Here is a 22,354-nt window from a genome sequence, read left to right on the forward strand (position 1 = left end):
TTAGTGCAGGCTTCGTCGGTGAACCAGCCGCGAAATGAGTGATACTCTTTTGTCGGAGCGGCAGGTTCGGTAATCTTCTCAAAACTCAATATGTCTATGAGCGGGGCTACCGCTGAGCCTCCTTGTGAGTCAAACGTTATAGTGTTCTTTCGACGCTGAGGTGAATATTCATAAATGCCGTAATTTCCCTTGTTCAAGCCTTTAATATCGTCTTCGCTGTCGAATAAGTTACGACTTATTTCAACAAATCCACACAGGTTAGTCTTTGACAAGTCAAGTATAGTTAATTGGTTTTTGTCGCACCTCAAGCTTTCCAAAACTGTATTGTTTGACAGGTTAAGTTCAGTCAATTGGTTGTCTCTGCAACATAAATTTATAAGGTTAATATTATTTTGAACATCAAGTGTTGTTAATTTGTTGTGAGAACAATCAAAATGGAGTAGTTTTATGTTTTTTGATATGTCAATGACAAGAAGTTTGTTAATTTGGCAATCAAAATGCGTTAACTCGGTATTTTTCGATACATCAAGTGTAGTCAATTCGTTGATATAGCATTCTAAAGCAAACAGATCTGTATTATTTGATACATCAAGCGTCATCAATTGATTTCTGTTGCAATTCAATATTTGAAGTTTAGTATTCTTTGACACGTCAAGTTCGGTTAATTGGTTGTCTAAACACCAAAAATGCAACAGCTCGGTATTCATAGATAAATCAAGTGATGTTAATTGATTGTTAGAACAATCCATCCACCACAGATTGGTATTCTTTAGCAGATCAATTTTAGTTAATTGATTTCTGTTGCAATTCAATATTTGAAGTTTAGTATTCTTTGACACGTCAAGTTCGGTTAATTGATTTAAGTAGCAATCCAAACTCGTCAATCCTGTAAAATATTCTATTCCGGCAATACTTGTTATGTTTTTATTACTCACATCAAAATATGTAATACCGCTTACATCACTGTCGAGTATTGCAGTCGGTGAGGTTTTCCCGATCAACTTATACACCTCTGCTTTAAAATTCGGGCATGTAAACTTGGCGGTAATGTCTGTCGCCGCCGATACCATTTGTGCGACAATCATCAATGCCGCCGCTACTTTTAGAAATCCGTTTTTGTTTTGCATAAAAACTCCTTGTTTAATTCTTCTTTCCCAATATTGTCGTTCTATTTTCATATCCGTCTCTGGATTGCTTCACTTCGTTCGCAATGACAGAGGGCGCTTGTATCGTCATTAGCCGAATTTAATAACTTATGAATTATAGGAAAGAAAACAGCGATAAAATCAGAAAAGGCTGTTCCGCCACAAATCATAGTTTTTTTTGCGTAAAAAAGATGAAATTATATCCATACCGAAAATAGGTGTAGAAAGGCAGAACAGCCCAATGTGCTTGTTGCACAATAGTTATTCTACACCTAAATTCCAAATAAAGGTATGGTTTGAAATGCAGGGATAAAATCCCCACAATTCATCTTTTTTACGCAGTAGTAAAATACTATTTATATTTGTGAAATAAAGTAAGAAATTTATTTTAAATCGTTATTTTATAGATTTGGCATGAGTCAAAAAAGAGGAGCGTTTTTATTTTCTCGCCCAAAACACCGCTCTTGTCGGCGCGGGATAACCTTCAATCGTTTTAGAATTGTCGTTTTCGTCTATAAAATCTTCAAGCGACTCAAACGTCATCCAGTCGGTTTTTCGCTGTTCGGCATTTGTCGTTTTTGTAACGTCTAACAATTTAATTTCTTTAAAATTCAAAGAATTAAGCAGATTTTTAACTTTTTCTATCGACGGAATTTCGTAAACATTACGCATTTTTGCATATCTGCCTTTCGGTTTTAAGCCGTCTGGGAAATCACAATCGTCCGCAACAAGCGTTTCAAGTATCAATTCGCCGCCAAAAACCAAAAGATCATATATGTGCGAAAGATGTTCAATCGGATCTTTGTGGTGGTAAATTACTCCCATAGAAAAAATTACATCGAAAAACGGCAGGTTTTGCGGCAGATTTTTTTGGGCGAGCGGAAAAATCCAAACCGGAATCTGAGGACATAATTTTGCGAAAATTTGCGCTTGAAATACCGAATAAATTGAAGGATCTACACCTATAACGAATTTTGCTTTGTTCAGCGCGGCGCGATAAGCGTAATATCCGTTTCCGCAGCCGATATCAAGAATTTTTTTTTCGGAAAAATCGCAGAATTTTGCAAATCTTTTCCATTTCAAATCGCTGTTCCACTCGGTATCAATATCGATATTTAATATTTTCCAAGGACCTTTTCTCCAAGGCATAAATTCGCGTAAGGCAACGCAAATCGACGAATTGTCCGTGTTTTCGTTTGACGAAATAACCACTTTCCCGTTTTCTTCAAAACAATCACAATCGATTTTCGGAATTTTCTCAAGCGCTGAAAGCCAACGTGAAACGTTTCCGTTTTCAGAAATATTTTTTTGGGTAAGCGTGCAAACGGAATTTTTCAATTGTTCCAACTCGGTATTTTTTATGAAATCAAAAAAACTGTCGGAATTTATCAATTTCTTCTCACGATTTTCACCGAAAGCGTCAAGATAAATATTATCGTCGCCACGACTATTATCGCAGCGCCTGACGGAATGGGAATGTTATACTCCATCGGGATTATTATTCCGGTTATAGCGCTTAGCGTCGCAAAAATTACGCTGAAAAGTACGAAGGTTTTAAGCGATTTGCTTATATTCCTTGCCGCCGCCGCAGGAATAATCAATAACGCCTCGACTAAAATCGAACCGACTATTTTTACTGAAGCGACCGTAATAAGCGCGATTAAAATTACAAAAACGTAGTCGTAAACCAAAACCGCAACGCCGCGAACTTGTGCGAGCGACGGGTTAAGTCCCGACATTATCGTTCGGTTAAATCCGTAAATTCCCGCCGCAATCGACAGTGCGGTAATTACCAAAAGAAGCGTGATATCGCCGTTTCCGGCGGTTAAAATTGAGCCGAACATATAACCGTCAAGGATGTGAATATTTATGTCGCGAGTCGCAAACATCATAAGCGCCGCACCGATTGCCAAACTTGCAGACAAAAACACGCCGATTAGCGTATCGTGCGACATTCCGCTCTTATTCTTGGAAAAATTAAGATAAATCGCAAACAAAATCGCAAACGAAAACAGACAAATATAAGGATTGTTTACCGGTTCGCCAAGCATTATTCCGATAGCGATTCCCGTGAGTGCGGAATTTCCGATAGCGTTTGAAAAAAACGCCATTCTTTTCGCTACGACAACCGTTCCGATTGCGCCAAGCGTGGGACCTATCAAAATTGCGCATATAACCGCGTTTATCACAAACGCATACTTGAAAGAATCGGGCATAAATCCGCCCTGAACCGCTTGTTGTATAGAATGTCTGACAGCATCGTATATAAAATCCATAATTTATTCCTATGTTTGCGCCGAAAATATTTTAAGAAGGTTTTTCTCGTTCATAACCTCGTTCGGTTTTCCCGAAAACACGACCGATTTATTTATGCAAATTACCTTATCCGCAATTTTTTGCACTTGCGCTAAATCATGATGAATCCAAATTATCGTCGTACCTTTTTGTGATAATTCTTTGATAATTTTTGAAAAAATCTCTGCACCGCTTTTATCGATGCTGTTCATAGGTTCGTCCAGAATCAGCAAATCGGGAGACGGAATCAGCGCCTGTGCAAAAAGAACTCTTTGTCTTTCGCCGCCCGATAACTGTGAAAAGAGATATTTTTCTTTATTTTTCATTTCCAGTTTCTCGAATGTTTCGTCAAACTTTTTTTTGAACTTTTTTTCGATACCTAAGAATGCGGGACGTTTTTGAATGCAGAGCGCGACAAAATCAGAAACCGTTATCGGAAGCGTTTGGTCGATATTTACGATTTGCGGGACATAACCTATAACGCCGGATTTATCTTCCCATTCCAGCGTTATTTTACCTTCGTGGCGCGTTTGTCCTAAAATTGATTTGACAAACGTTGTTTTTCCGCCTCCGTTTGGTCCGATAATACAATGAATTTCACCCGCGTTGGCAGTAAAGTTTATATTTTTCAGCACTTCGTTTTTACCGAAAGCAAGTGACAAATTTTCAACTTTGATTCTTACTTTTGAAATATTAAAGCCTTTCCAAAATTCATAAACATAAAATAATTTATGTATCAAGCGGATATGCAAATTTTTATACGATTTATTTATGTGTAAAAAAATTGCAACCGATATGTTCAATTGCAATTTTTATTAAAAATCAATAAAGTTTCAAGTTAATCGTTTGCCAAGCAATACGGCACAAAATAACCGAATTTCGCAGGTTCGTCCATCAATACGACAAGAAGTCCGTTTATTCGCGGATTATGAACCTTGGTCATAATTCCTTGTACCGGCTCTACTATGTTGTCAACATACTTTTGAGTCCCGAAAACTCGTTCCAAACACGCTAATTTATGCGCAGGAATTCTTGCTTTCGCCTCTTTTATGCGATCGTCTTGTCCGTATTTGGTATTGCCGTACATAGATATCTGCCAATCTAACAATTCCCACAACCAAACAGGGGTTTCTTTATACGTATAATACAAAGCGACCAATGCTTGTAAAATCTTGTCGTTTTTGTAATATTTAAAGGATTTATACCATTCAACAGACCTGCGTTCCAAAGGTTTAAGCACTATAGGGCTATCCTTTTCTTCGATTTGCGCCGGTTTTTGTTGGACGGATTTCAATTCTACTTCCAGTTCAATTTCCGGCAGAATCTCGTCTTCCTCCCAAACGGCATCTGTTTCTTCCTCCTGCGCTAAAAGTCCGAAAACGAGCAGCGACAAGCAAATTAATAATTTTTTCATTTAACTTTCCTCACCTTTCATAAGTTTAAATTGAAATAAATTTATACAAACCATATTTTAATTTCTAATTTCTGTTAAGTCGTTTCAATTCTTCTTTTCCGCTGTATGGAATCGCCTCTTTCCAGCCGTTGGCTATCAAAGTGCCTTCGCTTATATCTGACGGAAGCGACCAATTTTTGTTGAACCAAATTGAATACGGACGTTGTTTATTCACTCCAAAATAATATGAGCCGTCTATTGAATGGAAATGTTCGCACAAAACAATGAAATTTCCGGCAACATTTTCATCGTTGCTTCGTCCGGCATAAACAGCTCTATGGACATTTGGCTGATCGTATGTGAAAAGTTTCCATTTAATTTGTCCGCGCGTCTTCCATGAAGCGTCCTCTACAAACGGCGACAGCGCTAATTCTTTGTTTTTTAATTCATCTACGCTCGCCCAAACCTCGCCGTTATCGCGGTGCATCGCCTCTATTTCGAGTGCGGCGGTGTATAAATCAGAAAAAATACCCTGGTCGTTTCCCGAAAGAACGTTGAATGCGCTGATTTGATAACTTTTGAATTTGATAACTTCTTTTTGCGTTTTGTTTATGGCGATAAGTCCGCTGGCTAAAGCCAAAATCGTTATTGTTGAGATAAGCATGAAAAAAATCTCAAACCTTTGTCTTTTCGGCTGTATTATTACAGTTCCCATATTGTCACGCCAAATAGTCTTCGCGCTGCGATTTTAATTCACTTTCATCAAACTCCTCGGTCGGCTGAAAGTCTTCGGATGTTTGCGGCGTAGAATCTTCCAAATCCGATATATCGTCCGCATCGCTGTTATCGTTATTTTCCGGTTTCGTATCTTCTTTGGTTTCATCGTCGATGAAATTGATATTGTCGTTTTGCGGAATTATAATCATTCCGTTGTCGCCCTTCATAGTCTCAATAAGATCTTCGCGTCCTATCAAACGTAAATGTCTTTCACGACGGTATTCGTTTCTGTGATCAGGGCAAAATTTCGGATAAATATACTGACGCGGAAAAACTTTAATGGTAAATTGATTCTCGCACTGTTCCAAAGCGCAAGTCATCGTTTGTTCCACTACAGTCGTATATTTATGCTGAATTGTTTGGTTTTTTAGATTTACGTCTTCCGGCTTTGCCCTTTTGCGTATTCTATACCTGTCTTTTCTATGTTCTACGCAATACTTTGAAATATGAATACCGTGAAAAACTTTTTCACATCCCGGATACATACATTTCTTTTCTTTAAATTTTTGTCCCCGCGGGGTTTTGGGTAATTGCATATATTCTCCTTAATCTTCTTCTATCAAATTTTTGGTATAAATATAATGAAAAAAAGCATAAAATGCTGCATAAATAATAAAATTTTTTAAATTTTTATATATTTATTTTATATTAAGCGTCTTTTGCTCAAAATCTTTATATGTTTTATTTTTACGATATTCAATAAATTTCTCGAACTGTGAACTCGTCAAAATCTTTTTTGTTTCTTGAATATTTGCCAATAAACAAATAGAAAGCGCTGAGTGTACTTTCCCGATTTCGGAAGAGAGCTCTTCTACTTTTTCAATATCAGGATTTTCTTTATATGACTCATATAGAAGTTTCTCCCTCAAATTTTTCAACTGGGCAAAATAAACGGAATCTTTTGAAAAACTAATTTTTTTAAGTCTAATAAACTCTTCTTCTTGCTGTGGAGATAAATTTAAAATCGTTTTGAAATTTTCTTTTTGACAATTTTGACAATTTTTGTTTCCTTCCGAAAAAACATAAAAAAACATGCCGACAAGCAAAACTATAATAATTTCTGTTTTATACATAAAAGCTCCTATTGATCGTCAAAAAGTGAATAAAAATTATTATTTTGCGCAAAAAGCAACAATTCCGTAGTGGATGTAATATCGAAATCTTGTTGATAATTTTTATTGTTAAACAAAAAAATTCCGGCAAAAATACAAAAAATAGGGATAACAACTGTTGCCGGCAAAACAATTTTTCCTGCGACAATACGAAATCTGATTTTCGGATATACGTTTCGAGGAATTTGTGAAACCGCACATATCTGTGAAATGAAATCGTCGTAATTACTCATTGAAATTTTCCCTTATTTTTTGTTTTAGCCGCGAAATCTCTACTCGCAACGCCCCCGAACTCTTGCCGGTGATTACCGATAGTTCCTCAAAACTAAGCCCGTCGACTTCTTTGCCCACCAATAAAAACCTTTCATCAACCGAAAGAGAATCAAGTATTTTTTTAACAAAATCTTTCTCGCTTATTCTGCTTTCGCCGCTTTTTACCTCAATATTTTCGTCAAGAGCGGTTTCGCGCCGTTTTTTTTTCTTGTTTATGAATTTTATTGTCTCGTTTAGCGTAATTCTATAAAGCCAAGTTGAAAACGCCGACTCAAAACGAAAATTTTTTATACTCTTGTAAACAACCATAAAAACCGAATACAAAACCGTTTCAGCGTCAATCTCATTTGCAAGCGAGCGAAGTGAAATGCGCCATACGAAAGGAGCGTAATAGTCATAAATTTTCTTAAACCCGCGCTCGTTACCGTAATTTTTCAAATCCTCCGGCGGTAAATCCTCAAACCGTTCCAACGCTCCTCCACATATTTATTAGTTATCTCAAAAATTCATTTTGTTACGCCGTAAAGTCAAATTAGTTCGAAATTTATCGAAAACTTTACTTCGTTTGTTGAAACCAGTACACCTGTCTTGTATTTTCTACATTTGTGCGTTATGTACATATTTACCGAACCCAAGAAATAATAAACAGGCGTTAAAAAATTTCTTAACAAACATACAAAATTATCTTCGGTTTTTGCGGATAGAAAAACGCTTTTAGATAGAAAGTCCCCTCAAATACACTGGACTTTCTATTTCTGAGTTCCAAAAATTAAACTTATTTACGCAAATTGAGTTTCGCAAGCAACTCGCGATACTCGCCTACGTCGCGAGATTTCACATAATCCAGCAACGACTTGCGTTTTCCGACCAACTTTGTAAGACCGTATCTGGTGTGATTGTCTTTTTTGTTTGTTTTAAGATGTTGAGTCAAATTACGGATTCTTTCCGTAAGAATCGCAATCTGAACACGGCTGTTTCCCGTATCTGTTGCGTTGGCGCCGAATTCCGCAACAAGTTCTGCGGTTTTTTCTTTTGTAATGGACACAATTCACTCCTTGAAAAAGTAACGCTTAATAATTTCTACGTCCGAACCGATTTGCGTGACCAATTCCTCTTGGGAATCAAATCGCCTGTCATGCCTGATAAACCGGTGCAGCCAGAGCGCACACTCGCCGCCAACCGCCGGATCTTCTTTTATTTTATCCAGCGAGAAGAACTCCAAATGGAGTTCCCGATTTCCGAATGTCGGGCAGTCTCCGTAATACAAACATCCTTTTATTGAATGCTTGCCGTAAGAAACTTCCGCTACATACACGCCCGAAGGCGGAACAACCTTTTGAGTCGCCAACGGCGATTTAAAATTCAGCGTAGGATAACCCAAGACGCCGCCCAAATGCTCGCCCCTGATTCGTCGCCCCGTAATCAAATACGGATGCCCAAGCAGATTCACGGCTTCGTCAATGCGGCCTTCAAGAAGCAACTTTCTTATCGTTGTCGAACTTACAATCGCATTGTTTTCACCGTACAAACCAATTACAGCGTTCGTAAAATCGTTTTTGCCGCCGACAAATTGAGCGTTTTTTTGTAAATTTCCTAAATTTTTATTTCCATAATGCTGATTTTCGCCCGAAACAAGTTCTATACAACCAAATTTTTTATGCAAAATTTCGTTTTCAAAGTCGATTTTAGGCATTTTCGCGAGATTTTCGTCAAACGGAATTACCATACAAACATCAACGCCTAATTTTTCAAACAAGATAAATTTTTCTGAAGTTGCGGTTAGTTTCATTATGCAGGATTTCTGGATAACTTCGCGGGTGTGCGGCTCAAAAGTTATTATACACGACAATGCGCGAAGTTGCTTTGCACGCGACACGACCTTTTCGATTAGAATTTTATGTCCGTTATGAACTCCGTCAAAATTTCCAAGCGCGGCGACGGTTTCTCCAAAAATTTTTGTTTCGCTGTCAAAATGAATGATTCGCATAACTATCTTTTCCGCGGTTGAAATTCCCGCGGGCGGTCGCTGATTATAAGCATAGTGTCGTTAAAATATTCCGGGAATCTATTAACCAAATCAAGAAGTTCTCGCTTAACTCTAATAATTCCTACGTCTCCTCTCGGCGCAATTTTAAGATATATATCACCCAAGAAAATCGCTTTTTCATAGTCTTTCAAATCAAACAAATAAAGATAACACAGATTTTTGACAAAATCGGGGTCGCTCAAATAATTACTCCATTTTTCCAAATGATTAATTGCATTTTCATACTGTCCCATTCGAGATAGAACTACTCCGTAATACAAAAACGCATCTCTTTGCGTAATGTCTTTTTTTAAAATACTTTGAAACGTATTTTTGGCTTTTTCGAACCAGCCTTTTTCCATGTAAATCACACCTATCATTGTGGTCGCTTGCGCCCAAGTGTCCGCCGATTGAGCCGATTGTGTCAAACATATAAGCGCCCTGTCAACGTCATCGCCCAAAAACCAATCGTTGGAATTTTTGGCGTAACTTTTCCAGTTTTCGCTTTCGTAACGTTGCCAAGCAGTCAAATACCATGCCTTGCCCCGCATTAAAAGCGAAGTGTCGCTTTTTTGAATGGAATCCGGCTGTTTTGAAATGATATCAAGCGCTTCTGAAGTTTTTCCCTTGTCGAGAAATTCGGTTATTGATTTTTGAGGTTTTAAGACAAAAGGCGACGGCAATGAAATTTTGGCTGTCAGCATAAAAACCAAAAAAACAGCGCAAGCGGTTGAAATAATGACTGAAATTATAATTGTCGCTAACAGATGGCCGCTTTTACGTTCGTTATTGTACATTTTCATCCTCATCTAAGGATTCTATTTCTATCGGCTGCATATCCGTATCAAAAACCTCTGTCGTGTCCGACGACTGCTCGGTTTTTCTCAAAATTTCTTTAGGTTTGAAATGAATTTGTTTTAACTCGGATATTGAAGCGGACAATTTCCCAAAATCCGCGACGCCGCAGAGAATAGTGCTTATTTTCATCCAACCGTGATATACAACCGGTATAGTGTCTTTTGTGAGAGGGTAAATATCGGTTCTGCACCAAGTGTTACTGTGATAAATTTCGACGGTATCCGAAAAAATATCTATATAGTGAAGCCGTTTTATATTTATTTCAACATTACGCCCTTTTGTTCTGAAATAAGGCTTTCCGGAAATGTCTGAAATATCGGCTTTCTTTATTATTTCCGAACCGCCGTTTCGGTATTGTACCAAAACCGTAGGAAATCCGCAAAAGCAAACCCCTGCGAAAACAAGTGTAAATAAAAGAAACTTAATCCGCAAGTAAAACTCCCTGATCGCGAGTGAAATCATCACGGGTTCTGTAAATCGTCATAAGTCCCGCCACTCCTGAATTATACAGTTTGTCGTAAACATTGTCGTCTTTTACTAAAATAAAACAATTGGTCGTCGGCGCGTTCGGCTCCTCTTTGTACACGTCTCCTAAATTAATTATATCTTCTTCAATATTTGAAAATTTCTCCTCTTCGGATTCGGCGTCAACCAAATTTTGACTCGCCTGTTTTTCAAATTCTTTCTCAATTTTGTTCCCGTCAAGGCTTTGCGCCCACAAAATGTCTCTGTCTTCAACATTTGCGTTTTGTAACGACAAACAATTTATAAACACGTCTATACCGTCGTCGTCAATATTTTCTACTTTTTCTAAATTAAACAAAAATTTATTTATTTCCCCGTCCGCAATATAATCGTTTATCTCGTCAATCAAAATGCCGGGCTTGTCTTTTGCAGTCATATTTCCGACTACATGCACAATCAAAAAATCTCCGATTTCTTCTACTTCGTATCTCATAAAATCTCCTTTGCATCCCTTTCTACAAACTGTACGTCACGAACAAACAACAAGTCGATATACTCCAAAAAATCATTTGTAACCGTTTCTTTAAGTTTCCAGCCGTTTCTTATAAATCTTGCGGATTCCTGCTCTATTTCATCAAAAATATCTTTTGGCTCTCGTTTCAAACCAACTTTTATTCTGTGTTCTTTATATTCCAACATTTTTCTTCCAAAATTATTTTTATAGGAAAATAATTTTTCTCTTAAGATATTTGCTTAATTTTATTTATCTTTAACAAATAATTACACATTTCTTTAGGTTCAAAAAGAGCTGATTATAAATTGTAAAGAAATTTTATTTGGCGGCGGGAACGTACATAATTCCGGATTTTTAGAAACAAGATAGACGAAAATAAACAAATTCTTGATGAATTGTATGAATATTTAGTATATTATTAAAAAATTTAATTTTTATTGGTATAAATTATGAAAAAAATAAATGAAACGTTAAAAAATGTATTGCCGCTGAACTTAACGATTTTAATTGCAATGGCAGCGGTAGGAATAATGATAGTGACTTTGATTTTTAGCACAAATAAAATCATTGTTTGGGTCATCGGCTCGTTTGTTTTGGTATTTCTTGCAACTGATTCCATTTTGTTGTATTTTCTTTCAAAAAAATTATTTTCTCAAAAGAGAAATCAAGAGTATGAAACATGGAAATCCGAAACGATAGATCATTTGTCAGATACTTATTCGCATCTATACAATAATATATTCGCAGCGATTTTAGGTGCGGCGGAAGTTTTATTGCAAAGTGTTCCGGACATGCAAAAAGAGTACGTAAATATAATAATAAAAAATGTAAAAGAGGCGGACGTTTTAAACAAGCGATTGTTGAATTCGGACAAGAAAACGGAAATGGAAGCCGTTCCAGTCGATATGCATAAATTATCAGATAAAACGTCCGATGAAAATAAAATTGAGCGCAATGAAAAAATAAACTCAAAGAAAATTTCGTCAATACTTATAGTGGACGATAATGTGTCTATAATAAAAGTAGTTAAGGCGATGCTTAATCGAATCGGGTATTCCGTTGTAACCGCTGAGAGCGGATTTGATGCGATAGAAATGTTTAAGGAAAGATCAAATGATATTGCGCTCATTATTTTAGACATGATTATGCCTAATATGGACGGGATTTCATGTTTTTACGAACTGAAGAAAATTAAAGATGACGTTAAAATTCTGATTTCCAGCGGGCTTATTGATAATTCAAGCATTGAGGATATGAAGAAAGACGGACTTTGCGGGTTTATCAAGAAACCATATTCTTATTACGAGCTTGAAAATGCAGTAGCGAATGCTATAAAATTATAGATTCGGATAAGTTGAGGATGAAATTTGGGCGGCGCCTGTTTTTATATAAACTTCCATTCGGTAATTATTTTTACATTTAATTAAGTCGGTCGTTTGGACGGTAGAGTATAAAAAAGGAGTTTTTGTGAACATCATTTTTTTTGGAACGGCGGAATTCGGAATACCTGTGCTTAAAGCGATACTGAATTCGTCGCATAAAATCTCCGCTGTAATAACCGCTCCTCCTAAACCTACAGGACGCGGGTTGCATTTACGAAAATCGCCGATAAATAATTTTGCCGACGAGAATCTATTATCGCCGATTTTTACCCCTGATAATTTTGAAGATGAAAATTTTATAAAGGAATTAAAAAATATTAAAGCCGATATTTTTTTGGTGGTAGCGTTTTCCATACTTCCAAAAACAGTTTTTGAAATTCCAAAAAACGGAACATATAACATTCACGCATCGCTTTTGCCGCAGTTTCGTGGTCCTGCGCCAATACAAAGAGCGATAGAAAGCGGTGCAAAAAAAACAGGCGTTTCAGTTTTTCGCATAGACAGCGGAGTTGATACGGGCGATATTGTGATTCAAAAGGAATGCGAAATTCTTGATGACGATACGACGCCATCGCTTTATGAGAAATTAAGCGTTCTGGGCGCAACCGCTTTTATCGAAGCCGTGAAAGAAATTGAAGCCGGAAGCGTTGAATATAAAACTCAAAACATAAAAAACGCGTCAAAAGCGCCGTTGTTAAGAAAAGAAGAGTCAATAATAAACTGGCGAAACAGCGCTGTGGATATTGCGAATAAAGTTCGCGCGTTCAAACCGTTCCCAACATCTATAACGACGCTTTACGGACGGCAAATTACAATAGAAAAAGCGTTTGTTAAATGTGCTGTTTCCGACAAAAACAATAAAATCGGAGAAATAATCTTAATAAACAAAAACGAAATTTTAGTACAAACAGGCGACGGGATACTTACGATTACGGAATTAAAACCTGCGGGGAAACGGGCAATGTCTATTTGTGATTACGCAAATGGAAATCAAATACGGAAAGGAATGGTTTTTGAATGATAAAAGAAAAAAAAAGTTCATTAAAAAAACATAGCGGTTTTGAAAAAAAAGACGCTCGCAGCGTCGCATTTGAGGCGTTGAGTCAATTTTTTATTAAAGGCTATGATATTGAGTCCGTCGTTGATAAACTGTTTGACAAAAAAGATAGAATTACAGGCGAATACTTGATAAGTCAGCAAGAAAAAAATCTTAGTTTTGAAATAATTTACGGTATTTTGCGAAATAAATCCCGTCTTGATTTTGCAATAGATAAATATTTGGTTCAAGCGGTTCAGAAAGAAGAAAAACTTAAGATAATATTAGAAATAGGCGCATATCAAATTTTATTTATGACAAGAATTCCCGATTTTGCAGCAGTTAACGAAAGCGTAAATTTGTGTAAAAAAAATACACAGACCGTAAAATTCTCAAACCTTGTAAATGCGGTTTTACGAAAATTATTGACAAACAAAAATAAAGCGTTAGAAATCCCAAATAATTTTTCGTTTGCTGAAAAAATCGCCCTTGAGTATTCACACCCTCTGTGGCTTACACAAAAATGGATAGAACAGTTCGGGAAAACGCCGACACAAAAAATCTTGGAATATAACAACACTATTCCTAATATTTTTGTTCGCAGAAATTCGTTGCTTGCCAATAAAAACAAGTTTGAGGCTATGATAGCGAAAAATTGTGAAGGATCCGTAAAATCTACCGGATTTAATAATTTATATTACCGCGTAAAATCCGGCGAAAAATTTGAAAAATCCGATTTGTTTTTGGCGGGACAATGCACAATTCAGTCGCCATCGTCTGGATGGACGGTTGCGTTGCTTGATGTAAAAAACAATAAAAGCGTTTTAGATTTATGCGCGGCGCCCGGAGGTAAAACCGCGCTTATTGCCGAGATTGCTCCGAATTCCCGAATATTGGCGGCGGATATTAGTTTCAATAGAGCGAAAATGATTTCCAATATGCTTAAACGGCTTTTGATAAAAAATGTCGATTTAGTCGTAAGCGACGGGAGAAAACTTTCGGTTCGTGAGGAATTCGACTATGTTTTAGTCGATGTTCCATGCAGTGCGACAGGGGTAATAAATCGTCATCCGGAATCGCGATGGATTCGCAGTCCGGACACAATTGAAAAGTCAGCCGAAAAACAAAAAGATATATTTAACGAAGCGGCAAAATTTGTAAATATCGGCGGAACAATAGTGTATTCGACTTGTTCGCTTGAAAAAGAAGAAAATAAAGAAGTGGTGGAATACTTTTTAAAAAATAACAAAAATTTTAAGTTGATTCCGGCAAAAACTATAATTTTAGACAGTCAATTGCTTTCTTCCGATGGAAATTTTTTGGAAATCACTCCGAATAAGAATGCAAACGATGCGATTTTTGCAGCGAAATTTGAGCGGACGGAATAGTCGTTTGAACGGGTTGTTTTAAAAAGATAAGAAATAAAATTATGAAAAAAAAATTGAAAAATTTTTTGTTTTTGTTTATTATTATATTTATAGTAAGTTTTATTTATATTTTCGTACGCAATTTTTTAATTAAGTGTCTAAACCTTTATAACGAATCGCTCCAAAATTAGCGGTTACATTTATGCCTTTAAATCTAAAAGTTCGCCAAGCATTTTGTCCTGTATTTTTATTACCTTTGAATTGAACGCTAAATCCGCTTTCGCTTTTATAAGTTCTGCGGTTTCTTCGGCAAAATCCGTCGCTGAAAGCCTCTTGCTTGGAGATTCAATTTTATGCATTGCGGTAATCTCCGTTCCGGAATCCTGGCTTGTCTGCACAACTACGGTTTTAGCAAATCCCGGCGTGTTTATATTAGCCGTGTTGTGAGCGCTGACGTCGGTTCGCAAAATATCCGCTTTAATAGCGGAAATCGAAGACATGACGGAAGAAATCATAATACTCTCCTTTTATTAAAATATACTATTCGCCGAAAATAGAATAATTAATTTATGCAAGGCAAAAAAGAATATCCGAATTTCACAATAATTAAATTAAAGTAAGCATTGAAAATTACGATAAATACTAAGAAGGATCTGTATATTTACCATGGAGGGTATTATGATACAAAGATGGGGAAACTGTTTTGTTTCTGCAAAACCGCATTTAACGTTTGGATTTCAGAATAACGGCGTAAGAAAACAATCGGCATTTCAACCGGAATATAATAGAACAGATAAAAAAGATGAATTTATACATGGAAAGATTGTCGAATCTTTTGGAATGTATAAGAGTAAAGAAATGCAGACACTGAATATATCAGGCGCAAATACGTTGGCCCCGGAATTGTTCGAAGCAAATAAATTTAAGCCGAACAGCGATTTGTCCGTAATAGAAGAGATAAAAGAATTTGAAGTTAAAACGGTTGAAAACATCGAACGACCGGAACAGATAAACGAATATTATATGATTAAGGATATGGCTTTTAGAATAAAAGAAGCGGTTAAAAGCGGTGAAACCGTTATCGTCGCAAGCGGGGAAATTAACAAACTGTTGCAATTAGACGACGAAGAGTTGAATTTGATGTTTGATGATGGTAAAATAAAAATTTTGCCAAACGATATATCCAATTATATTTCGGAACTTATAAGGTTAAAAGGAAAATCGTGGGACCCTATGACGCCTCTTGAAGATTACATTAAAACTATACCGACAATAGATTCTTTGTCGCTGTTCGCACAGATATATGCTTTTGAAAGTATCCTGGAAGACGTTAGTTATGAGAATAATGATTTCGGGACTGAAATTTCTTCCATGGTAAAGAGGACTTTGCTGGATCTGAACACAGGAATCAAAGAAATATGCGGCATGCACGGCGGCGTATTTGCTATAGCGCCGAATTCGGGAATTCAAGATTCGCAATACAACAACGCAGATATTGCCGGAAACGGTTTGAAAGAGATTTTTAATATAGACGACTTTTTGCTTTCTTTTGACGATTATAAAAATATGGGAGGCAGCCAGATTGACGGCGGGGAATATCAATCCCGTATTTATGAAATGATTAGCGATAAATTTGTCAATGTTCTTGCGGGTTTTTACGAAAAGAACATACTTGACGGTGAGGAATTCCAAATTAAATTAAATGCGGCGGTCGACAAAGGTTTTGCCAAGGCAGACAGAATGACAAAAAAAGCGGCGTTTCACTGTTCAAAACAGAAAGAAAATTTCCTGAGACAGTCTATTGAACCGTATATAAAACCTTTTCAATCAGGCGCCGCATCCTTTCGCAAAGATGTTATTAAATATATACGGGGAATTGAAAAAAATAAAATAGCCTGGTCTGAATATGTAATTAAAAAAGCTAAATGCGACGAGGAAGTAATTAAATATCGTGCGGCAGAAACCGGATATGACGAAGCCGGCGTAAAACTTAAAACGGTTAAAGAACTTGTCAAAGATAAATTACAAAAAAGTTATGAAATGGGATGGAAATCGCATTGACGAGCAAAAAATTCCTTGTAAAAAAAATTCTTGACAACAAATAAATAAAAATGGTATATTAAACCCGATTTGGCAGGTTAGCTCAGTAGGTTAGAGCATTGGAATCATAATCCAAGTGTCCGGGGTTCAAATCCCTGACCTGCTATTATTCAATTTTTCGTTGATTATCTCTTATGATTATTTCAAAAGTTAAAAATTTCTTATCAAAATATTCAATAAACAATTGCTCTATAGCGATTGCTTTTAGCGGCGGAACGGATTCTACCGCGCTCTTTCATATTTTATGCGAAATAAAAAACGAATTTAATTTACGGCTTTTTGCAATTCACATAAATTACCATTTAAGAGAAAACGATTCGGACGAAGATCAAAATTTTGTGGAATATATATGTAAAAAACATGATGTTGAGTTATTTTTGAAAACTTTACACATGTCTAATAATATGAGCGGGTTAGAAGAAATTGCAAGATGCGAGCGATATAAATTTTTTGAGCGGATTAAGAACGAAAAGAACATTAAATTTATTGCGACCGCTCATACCGCAAACGATCAGGCGGAGACGTTGATTTTCCGTTTGGTTCGTAAAAGCGGAATGGTTGGCGCGGCGGGTATTTTGCAATTTCGCGAAGACGGAATAATCCGCCCTCTTTTATGCGTAACGCGAAATGAACTTTTGGAATATTTGACGAAAAATAACCTTTCGTGGCGGGAAGATAAAAGTAATTTTGATTTAAAATTCAGCCGAAATCTAATAAGGCATAACGTTATTCCGGAACTCGAAAAAATAAATCCGTCTGCGGTTATTCATCTTGCCGGATTTTGCGAGTTTATTCAGCAAACAAATAAAAAACAAATTTGTAACGGCGAAAACAATTGTTTTTTGTTCAAAAAAGATGAGAATATAACTAAAATAATGGAAATTTGCTTTGAAAAAGAATTGGTTTTAAACGAAGTTCACTGTGAAAATATCAAAAAAAGCCGTTCAAAGACAGGAAACGTTTTACTTCTCCCCAACGATTTCAACATGATTGTATTAAAAAATTTTCTACTGTTCAAAAAAAATAACGATAAGTCCTTAGAAATTAAAGAAATAATCGTTAACGAATCCGAAAAAGAAGTTGTCATAAATGATTTGTGGAAAATAATTATTTCTAACGAAATCCCTAAAAAAGGCGAAAACGCCGCCGTTGTTTCAAAAAACGATTATCCGCTGAGAATAAAAAAATTGTCACAAAACGATTACTTAAAGAACGACACAAAAACAGCGTTTGAACGAATGAAAAAAATAGGTTTGTCAAAATTTGAGAGAGAAAATTCTCCAGCCGTTTTTAATTCAAAAGGAAATTTACTCGCTTCGGCGTATTGTTCGTGGAAATTTGATGGAAATATTACCGGATTTCGTTGGATTAAAGTAAGAAACGCAGATGGTTAAATTATGAAATTGATGAAAATATGACGATTAAAAGCGCCTATATTTTGCCGTTTTCTTCAAAAAACTTCTCCAACTTCTTTATTGAGACGCTTTCAATCGGCTTGATTTTCGGTTCGGCGAATAATTTCAGCGATAACTCTTCTACCAGAAAGCAAAATCTTTCAGCAAACGTTTCAAATTCAACTGGTTTTTCATGTATTTTCTCGACAAATTCGACAGATTTCTCCTGATAAAAACTAATAGTTTTTTCGCACTCCTCATAATGCTTTGGCGAGTTTAGGCATTTATCGATTTTGCAAATAAGCGCATCAATATAAAACGAATACCTTTCAAAAATCACAAGCGGGCAATATCCCGAAACAAATTGTTCAATATAAATTTCAAGTTCGGTTTTTATGTTTTGAAGGATTTTATGCTTAGGCGTTTTTGCAATGGTTACGTCCAAATATTGTCGAACTTTAGATGCGGAATTTGCAAATTTTATAAAATCGTTTACGACGGATTTCTCGCTTTTTCGCAAAATTTCCAAGCGTTGTTTGCGGACTTCGTCAAATTCACGCCAACTTTTTACATTTATTATTGGAAAACAAACCGCGTCGCGGACAATTTCAAACAGTCGTTTTGAAACGAAATCGCCGCCGCCGTACGCTTTTGCCATGAGTTTTATATTTTGCGGCAAGCGAAGATTTTTTTCCAACCAGCCGAAATCTTCATTCAAAGAAAATTCCAAAAGTTTCGCCAACCCGAAAGGATTTCTTCTGTCGGCGGTTTCCGGCGATGCAAACCAGACAATATCGACTCCGTTTTGTTCTGCATTTAACGCCGGGTAGCCGAAATCGGTTTCGCAGTTTTTGATTATTTCCGTATCCAAATCGACATTTTTTATAAATTCGACGTAATTTTCAACAATTTTCTGGTGATTCTTTATGGTTTTTTGTTGCAGCAAATTTCCTAACTTTCCTCCGCTATTACCGCTTTCTGCGTTTTTTAGCAGTAAATTTCTATCTTTTTTCAAATTCTTCGTAAAACCTATGACGCTTTTATCTTTTGCGACAACGGCTATCCGCATTTTCAGGAAATCCGGTATTTCTTCAACGTTAAAAATTTTATTGTCGTAATTCTTTCCAAACAAAACTTGGATTGTTTGGCATAACGCTTGTAAAAACGAAATTTGCGGCGGGGAAAAAATTTTGTTTTGCAGAACGGTTAACTCTTTGTGATTCTTTTTCATTTCTTCAAAGATTCTTTTCGCATTAGTTTCGACGGGAATAAAATTTTTTCGCTCGGCTTTAGGCAAAGTTCTTATCAGTTCTTCGATTTTTTGCGGCAAAAGCGGCGTAATAAGCCAATCAAAAACATCGTCGCGGATAAAAATCAGTTCGTTTTCGTAAACGGTTACCGTAATTCCGTCGTCGTCCTGTCCGAAATTGCAGCGGTACGACAACTCAAATCTCGTATTGCCGACACCGAAGGAATCGGGATATTCGTCTTTAATTCCCGCAAAAATCGGCGGCACGATTTCACTTTCAGAAACCGTTAAAAATTCATTGATGTTTTTTTCTTTTTCATGTTTAATCCAGCCGCTTAATTGCCTGTCGGACGAAATATTTTCTGGGATCTTTTTGTCGTAAAATTCAAAAAGCGCTTCGCGCGAAAACATCTGTCCTACAATTCTGCGCTGAATCTCAATCTCTTTAAGTTTCTCTATAAGTACAAAATTTTTCTGGAAAAACGGAAATTCGGCGCTCATATTCCTTTCGACCAAAGCCGATTGAATAAAAATTTCTCTTGCGGCTTTTAAGTTGATATTTCCGTAAAATCTCTTTTGTCCGCCTGATATTTCCAGACCGTAAAAAAGTATGGTTTCTTCGCAAACTACACTCGCAGTTTTTTCGTCATAAAACGCAACACCGTACTTTCGTTTGAGTAAATCCGGTACAAATTCTATGATCCACTTCGGATCAATCGGTCCTAAAGTTCGCGCGAAAACACGGCTTGTTTCGGTAATTTGCTGCGCCATGATCCACTGAGATTTTCGCCTCTTTCCACCGGCAAGAGCCGAGCCGGGAAATATGTAACACGTTCTGTTTTTTGTCGCGAGATAGGCGTTTTTTTCGCCGTCGAATACGGCGACGTTTGCAACAAGTCCGGCGCAAATCGACTTGTGAATCGCCCAGCGGTTAGTTTCGCTTAAATTCTCAAAATCTATTTTTACCTTGTCGAAATTTTTATCATATTCCTTACAAGTTGTCGAAATTTGCTCATAAATATCACCCCATTCGCGCATTCTGTTAAACGACAAAAAATGCTGTGAACAATAATCTCTCATAGCCTTTTGCGATTTTCTTAATTCGTCAAAAGAATTGTGAAAAACGCTCCACATTTTCAATAAGGACATAAAATCCGAATAAATATCAATAAATTTTTGGTGCGCGTTATCGGCGGCAAGTTCTTTTTCTACCGGACGTTCTCGCGGGTCAATAATCGAAAGTCCCGCGGCGATTATAGCGACTTGTTTACTTACTCCCTCTTTTTGCGCCTGAATTATCATCCGCGAAACATGGGGTTCAAGTGGAAATTTCGCCATAATTTTTCCGATTTGCGTTAATTGAAGACTTTCGCTTTGTTTACCGTAAATCGCTCCCAACTCGTATAATTGGTTTATCGCATCGTCGATTCGCTGCGGCTGAGGCGGCTGAATAAACGGGAAATTTTTTATGTCGCCCAAATTCAAGTTAAGCGTTTGCAAAATAACGCCCGCAAGGTTTAGCCGTTGAATTTCGGGAGTCCTGAAATCCTCGCGCCCGTCAAAGTTCTTTTTGGAATAAAGCCGAATGCAAATTCCGTCGCTGACGCGCCCGCTTCTGCCGCAGCGCTGCGTTGCTTCCGCTTTACTGGTTTCTTCTATAGGAAGACGGTTTGTGCGCAGATTTGGAACGTATTTTGCTATTCGAACAAGTCCGGTATCGACTACGAATTTAATCTTTGCAAGCGTAATAGACGTTTCTGCTATATTGGTGGAAACTATGATTTTTCTCGCATCCGTATCTGCAAAAATTCTATTTTGTTCTGCGTTTGAAAGCCTTGAAAAAAGCGGCAGAATTTCTGTAGAATCCTGCAAAAAACGTCCTTTTAATTTTCGTGTCGTTTCCAAAATATCTCTTTCGGCGGGCATAAAAACCAAAACATCGCCGGAGTCGGAAATTTTTATGATATTTTCGACAGCCTTTATCGCCCTGTCGATATAGCTTTCGCTGTTTTCGATATCGTCGTAAATTATTTCGACCGGAAACATCCGTCCCGAAACGTTAAGTACCGGCGCATCGTCAAACGCTTTTGAAAAAAGCGATGTGTCCATCGTAGCGGACGAAATAATTATTCTTAAATCTCGCCGTTTTGGCAGAATTTTTCGCAAATATCCCAGAGTCAAATCTATATTTAGCGAGCGTTCGTGTGCTTCGTCGATGATTATCGCGGAATATCCTAATAATTTCGGATTTTGCGCCAATTGTGCAAGCAATATTCCGTCGGTCATGCATAAAATTTTAGTGTCTTTTGATAACTTTTTTGAAAATCTTATTTCATATCCTACAAGCGAGCCAAGCGTCGTTTTAGTTTCGTTTGCGATTCGTTGAGATATGGATGTCGCGGCGATTCTTCGCGGCTGCGTTATGACGATTTTTCCTTTTTCGCCAAACCCTAATTCCAAACAAATCTGCGGTAGTTGAGTAGTTTTACCCGACCCGGTTTCTCCGCAGATAATTATTACCTGTTCTTTTTTGAGCAGTGAAATTATTTCGTCTTTTTTTTCTAAAATCGGAAGCAATAATTATTCCTTATATTTATAGAAAAATTTATTTCCTGTTTATTTTACAGGGAAAATACTTTTTGTCCTTAATTATTGTTTAATCTATAACTTTAACGCGGTAATAAGAAGCGTTGACTCCGTAACGGAAACAATCACATTATGATAATGAGAAATTTCGCAACCTGATTTTCGCAAATATTATTTTATTAAAAGTTTCGACTATAACCAAACTGAATAGACAGAGGGAAACAGTGCCGAATTACTCGAAAAACTTGACTTTTACTGTGGCAAATGGTATTTTATGTGAGTACCTTTTGAAGGTCTTCGGTCTTCGGTCTTCGGTCTTCGGTCTTCGGTCTTCGGTCTTCGGTCTTCGGTCTTCGGTCTTCGGTCTTCGGTCTTCGGTCTT

23 protein-coding genes and 1 tRNA gene are annotated in these 22,354 nt (G+C 36.9%); 6 read left to right on the forward strand and 18 right to left on the reverse strand.

The genetic code is table 11. From position 1 onward, the window contains the following. The 16 genes from LBH98_03290 to LBH98_03365 form a co-directional block, all read right to left on the reverse strand. The coding region (locus LBH98_03290; protein MDR0303780.1) for an InlB B-repeat-containing protein at nt 1-1,127 on the reverse strand (1,127 nt) is incomplete at its 3' end. Nucleotides 1,128-1,583: 456 nt separating this feature from the next. After that, complete coding sequence (cmoB, locus tag LBH98_03295; GenBank protein MDR0303781.1) at nt 1,584-2,537, reverse strand: tRNA 5-methoxyuridine(34)/uridine 5-oxyacetic acid(34) synthase CmoB; 954 nt, start codon at nt 2,535-2,537, stop codon at nt 1,584-1,586. Next, the gene (locus LBH98_03300) at nt 2,534-3,421 is read right to left on the reverse strand and encodes a metal ABC transporter permease (protein MDR0303782.1); all 888 of its coding nucleotides are present in this window, start codon (nt 3,419-3,421) and stop codon (nt 2,534-2,536) included. Before LBH98_03300 ends, cmoB begins: the two co-directional genes overlap by 4 nt. A gap of 9 nt (nt 3,422-3,430) precedes the next feature. Continuing rightward, nucleotides 3,431-4,180 carry a metal ABC transporter ATP-binding protein gene (locus LBH98_03305; GenBank protein MDR0303783.1) on the reverse strand — a complete coding sequence of 250 codons (750 nt, stop codon included), beginning with the start codon at nt 4,178-4,180 and terminating at the stop codon, nt 3,431-3,433. Between the two features lie 98 nt (nt 4,181-4,278). Further along, on the reverse strand, nt 4,279-4,854 hold the full coding sequence (locus LBH98_03310) for a hypothetical protein (GenBank protein ID MDR0303784.1): 576 nt from the start codon (nt 4,852-4,854) through the stop codon (nt 4,279-4,281). A gap of 64 nt (nt 4,855-4,918) precedes the next feature. Then, a complete protein-coding gene (locus LBH98_03315) occupies nt 4,919-5,548 on the reverse strand; it encodes a hypothetical protein (protein MDR0303785.1) in 630 nt (209 codons plus the stop codon). Between the two features lie 4 nt (nt 5,549-5,552). Beyond that, entirely contained in the window at nt 5,553-6,146 is a 594-nt protein-coding gene (locus tag LBH98_03320; protein ID MDR0303786.1) for a hypothetical protein, read from the reverse strand. A 102-nt stretch (nt 6,147-6,248) separates the two neighbouring features. Next, nucleotides 6,249-6,683, reverse strand: coding sequence for a hypothetical protein (locus tag LBH98_03325; protein MDR0303787.1), 435 nt, complete (start codon nt 6,681-6,683; stop codon nt 6,249-6,251). Nucleotides 6,684-6,691: 8 nt separating this feature from the next. Next, nucleotides 6,692-6,955 (reverse strand): hypothetical protein, encoded by a 264-nt coding sequence (locus LBH98_03330; GenBank protein MDR0303788.1) that lies wholly within the window; start codon nt 6,953-6,955, stop codon nt 6,692-6,694. Further along, nucleotides 6,948-7,466: a sigma-70 family RNA polymerase sigma factor gene (locus LBH98_03335; protein MDR0303789.1), complete on the reverse strand. Its 519-nt coding sequence runs from the start codon at nt 7,464-7,466 to the stop codon at nt 6,948-6,950. Before LBH98_03335 ends, LBH98_03330 begins: the two co-directional genes overlap by 8 nt. 304 nt (nt 7,467-7,770) lie before the next feature. Further along, on the reverse strand, nt 7,771-8,040 hold the full coding sequence (gene rpsO, locus LBH98_03340; GenBank protein MDR0303790.1) for a 30S ribosomal protein S15: 270 nt from the start codon (nt 8,038-8,040) through the stop codon (nt 7,771-7,773). Nucleotides 8,041-8,043: 3 nt separating this feature from the next. Further along, on the reverse strand, nt 8,044-8,982 hold the full coding sequence (locus LBH98_03345) for a hypothetical protein (GenBank protein MDR0303791.1): 939 nt from the start codon (nt 8,980-8,982) through the stop codon (nt 8,044-8,046). 2 nt (nt 8,983-8,984) lie between these two features. Continuing rightward, nucleotides 8,985-9,818: a hypothetical protein gene (locus LBH98_03350; protein MDR0303792.1), complete on the reverse strand. Its 834-nt coding sequence runs from the start codon at nt 9,816-9,818 to the stop codon at nt 8,985-8,987. Continuing rightward, nucleotides 9,808-10,311: a hypothetical protein gene (locus LBH98_03355; GenBank protein MDR0303793.1), complete on the reverse strand. Its 504-nt coding sequence runs from the start codon at nt 10,309-10,311 to the stop codon at nt 9,808-9,810. The genes LBH98_03350 and LBH98_03355 overlap by 11 nt, the downstream gene beginning before the upstream one ends. Further along, a complete protein-coding gene (locus LBH98_03360; GenBank protein MDR0303794.1) occupies nt 10,301-10,837 on the reverse strand; it encodes a hypothetical protein in 537 nt (178 codons plus the stop codon). The genes LBH98_03355 and LBH98_03360 overlap by 11 nt, the downstream gene beginning before the upstream one ends. After that, nucleotides 10,834-11,043, reverse strand: coding sequence for a hypothetical protein (locus tag LBH98_03365; protein ID MDR0303795.1), 210 nt, complete (start codon nt 11,041-11,043; stop codon nt 10,834-10,836). The genes LBH98_03360 and LBH98_03365 overlap by 4 nt, the downstream gene beginning before the upstream one ends. 264 nt (nt 11,044-11,307) lie before the next feature. On the opposite strand from LBH98_03365, the gene LBH98_03370 reads away from it, so the two are divergent. From LBH98_03370 to rsmB, 3 genes are all read left to right on the forward strand, one after another. Then, entirely contained in the window at nt 11,308-12,201 is an 894-nt protein-coding gene (locus tag LBH98_03370; protein MDR0303796.1) for a response regulator, read from the forward strand. Nucleotides 12,202-12,325: 124 nt separating this feature from the next. Then, entirely contained in the window at nt 12,326-13,261 is a 936-nt protein-coding gene (fmt, locus tag LBH98_03375) for a methionyl-tRNA formyltransferase (GenBank protein MDR0303797.1), read from the forward strand. Beyond that, complete coding sequence (gene rsmB / locus LBH98_03380) at nt 13,258-14,664, forward strand: 16S rRNA (cytosine(967)-C(5))-methyltransferase RsmB (protein ID MDR0303798.1); 1,407 nt, start codon at nt 13,258-13,260, stop codon at nt 14,662-14,664. Before fmt ends, rsmB begins: the two co-directional genes overlap by 4 nt. 179 nt (nt 14,665-14,843) lie before the next feature. On the opposite strand, the gene LBH98_03385 is transcribed toward rsmB, so the two are convergent. Beyond that, nucleotides 14,844-15,158 carry a hypothetical protein gene (locus LBH98_03385; GenBank protein MDR0303799.1) on the reverse strand — a complete coding sequence of 105 codons (315 nt, stop codon included), beginning with the start codon at nt 15,156-15,158 and terminating at the stop codon, nt 14,844-14,846. Nucleotides 15,159-15,321: 163 nt separating this feature from the next. On the opposite strand from LBH98_03385, the gene LBH98_03390 reads away from it, so the two are divergent. From LBH98_03390 to tilS, 3 genes are all read left to right on the forward strand, one after another. After that, nucleotides 15,322-16,704 carry a hypothetical protein gene (locus LBH98_03390; GenBank protein ID MDR0303800.1) on the forward strand — a complete coding sequence of 461 codons (1,383 nt, stop codon included), beginning with the start codon at nt 15,322-15,324 and terminating at the stop codon, nt 16,702-16,704. Nucleotides 16,705-16,775: 71 nt separating this feature from the next. Next, a tRNA-Met gene (locus LBH98_03395) sits at nt 16,776-16,849 on the forward strand. A 28-nt stretch (nt 16,850-16,877) separates the two neighbouring features. Further along, nucleotides 16,878-18,137: a tRNA lysidine(34) synthetase TilS gene (gene tilS / locus LBH98_03400; GenBank protein ID MDR0303801.1), complete on the forward strand. Its 1,260-nt coding sequence runs from the start codon at nt 16,878-16,880 to the stop codon at nt 18,135-18,137. Between the two features lie 37 nt (nt 18,138-18,174). Here tilS and hrpA read toward each other — a convergent pair whose 3' ends face one another. Then, nucleotides 18,175-21,963 (reverse strand): ATP-dependent RNA helicase HrpA, encoded by a 3,789-nt coding sequence (hrpA, locus tag LBH98_03405; protein MDR0303802.1) that lies wholly within the window; start codon nt 21,961-21,963, stop codon nt 18,175-18,177. Between the last annotated feature and the right edge of the window lie 391 nt (nt 21,964-22,354).

The organism is Chitinispirillales bacterium, from assembly GCA_031254455.1.
Lineage (GTDB): Bacteria > Fibrobacterota > Chitinivibrionia > Chitinivibrionales > Chitinivibrionaceae > WRFX01.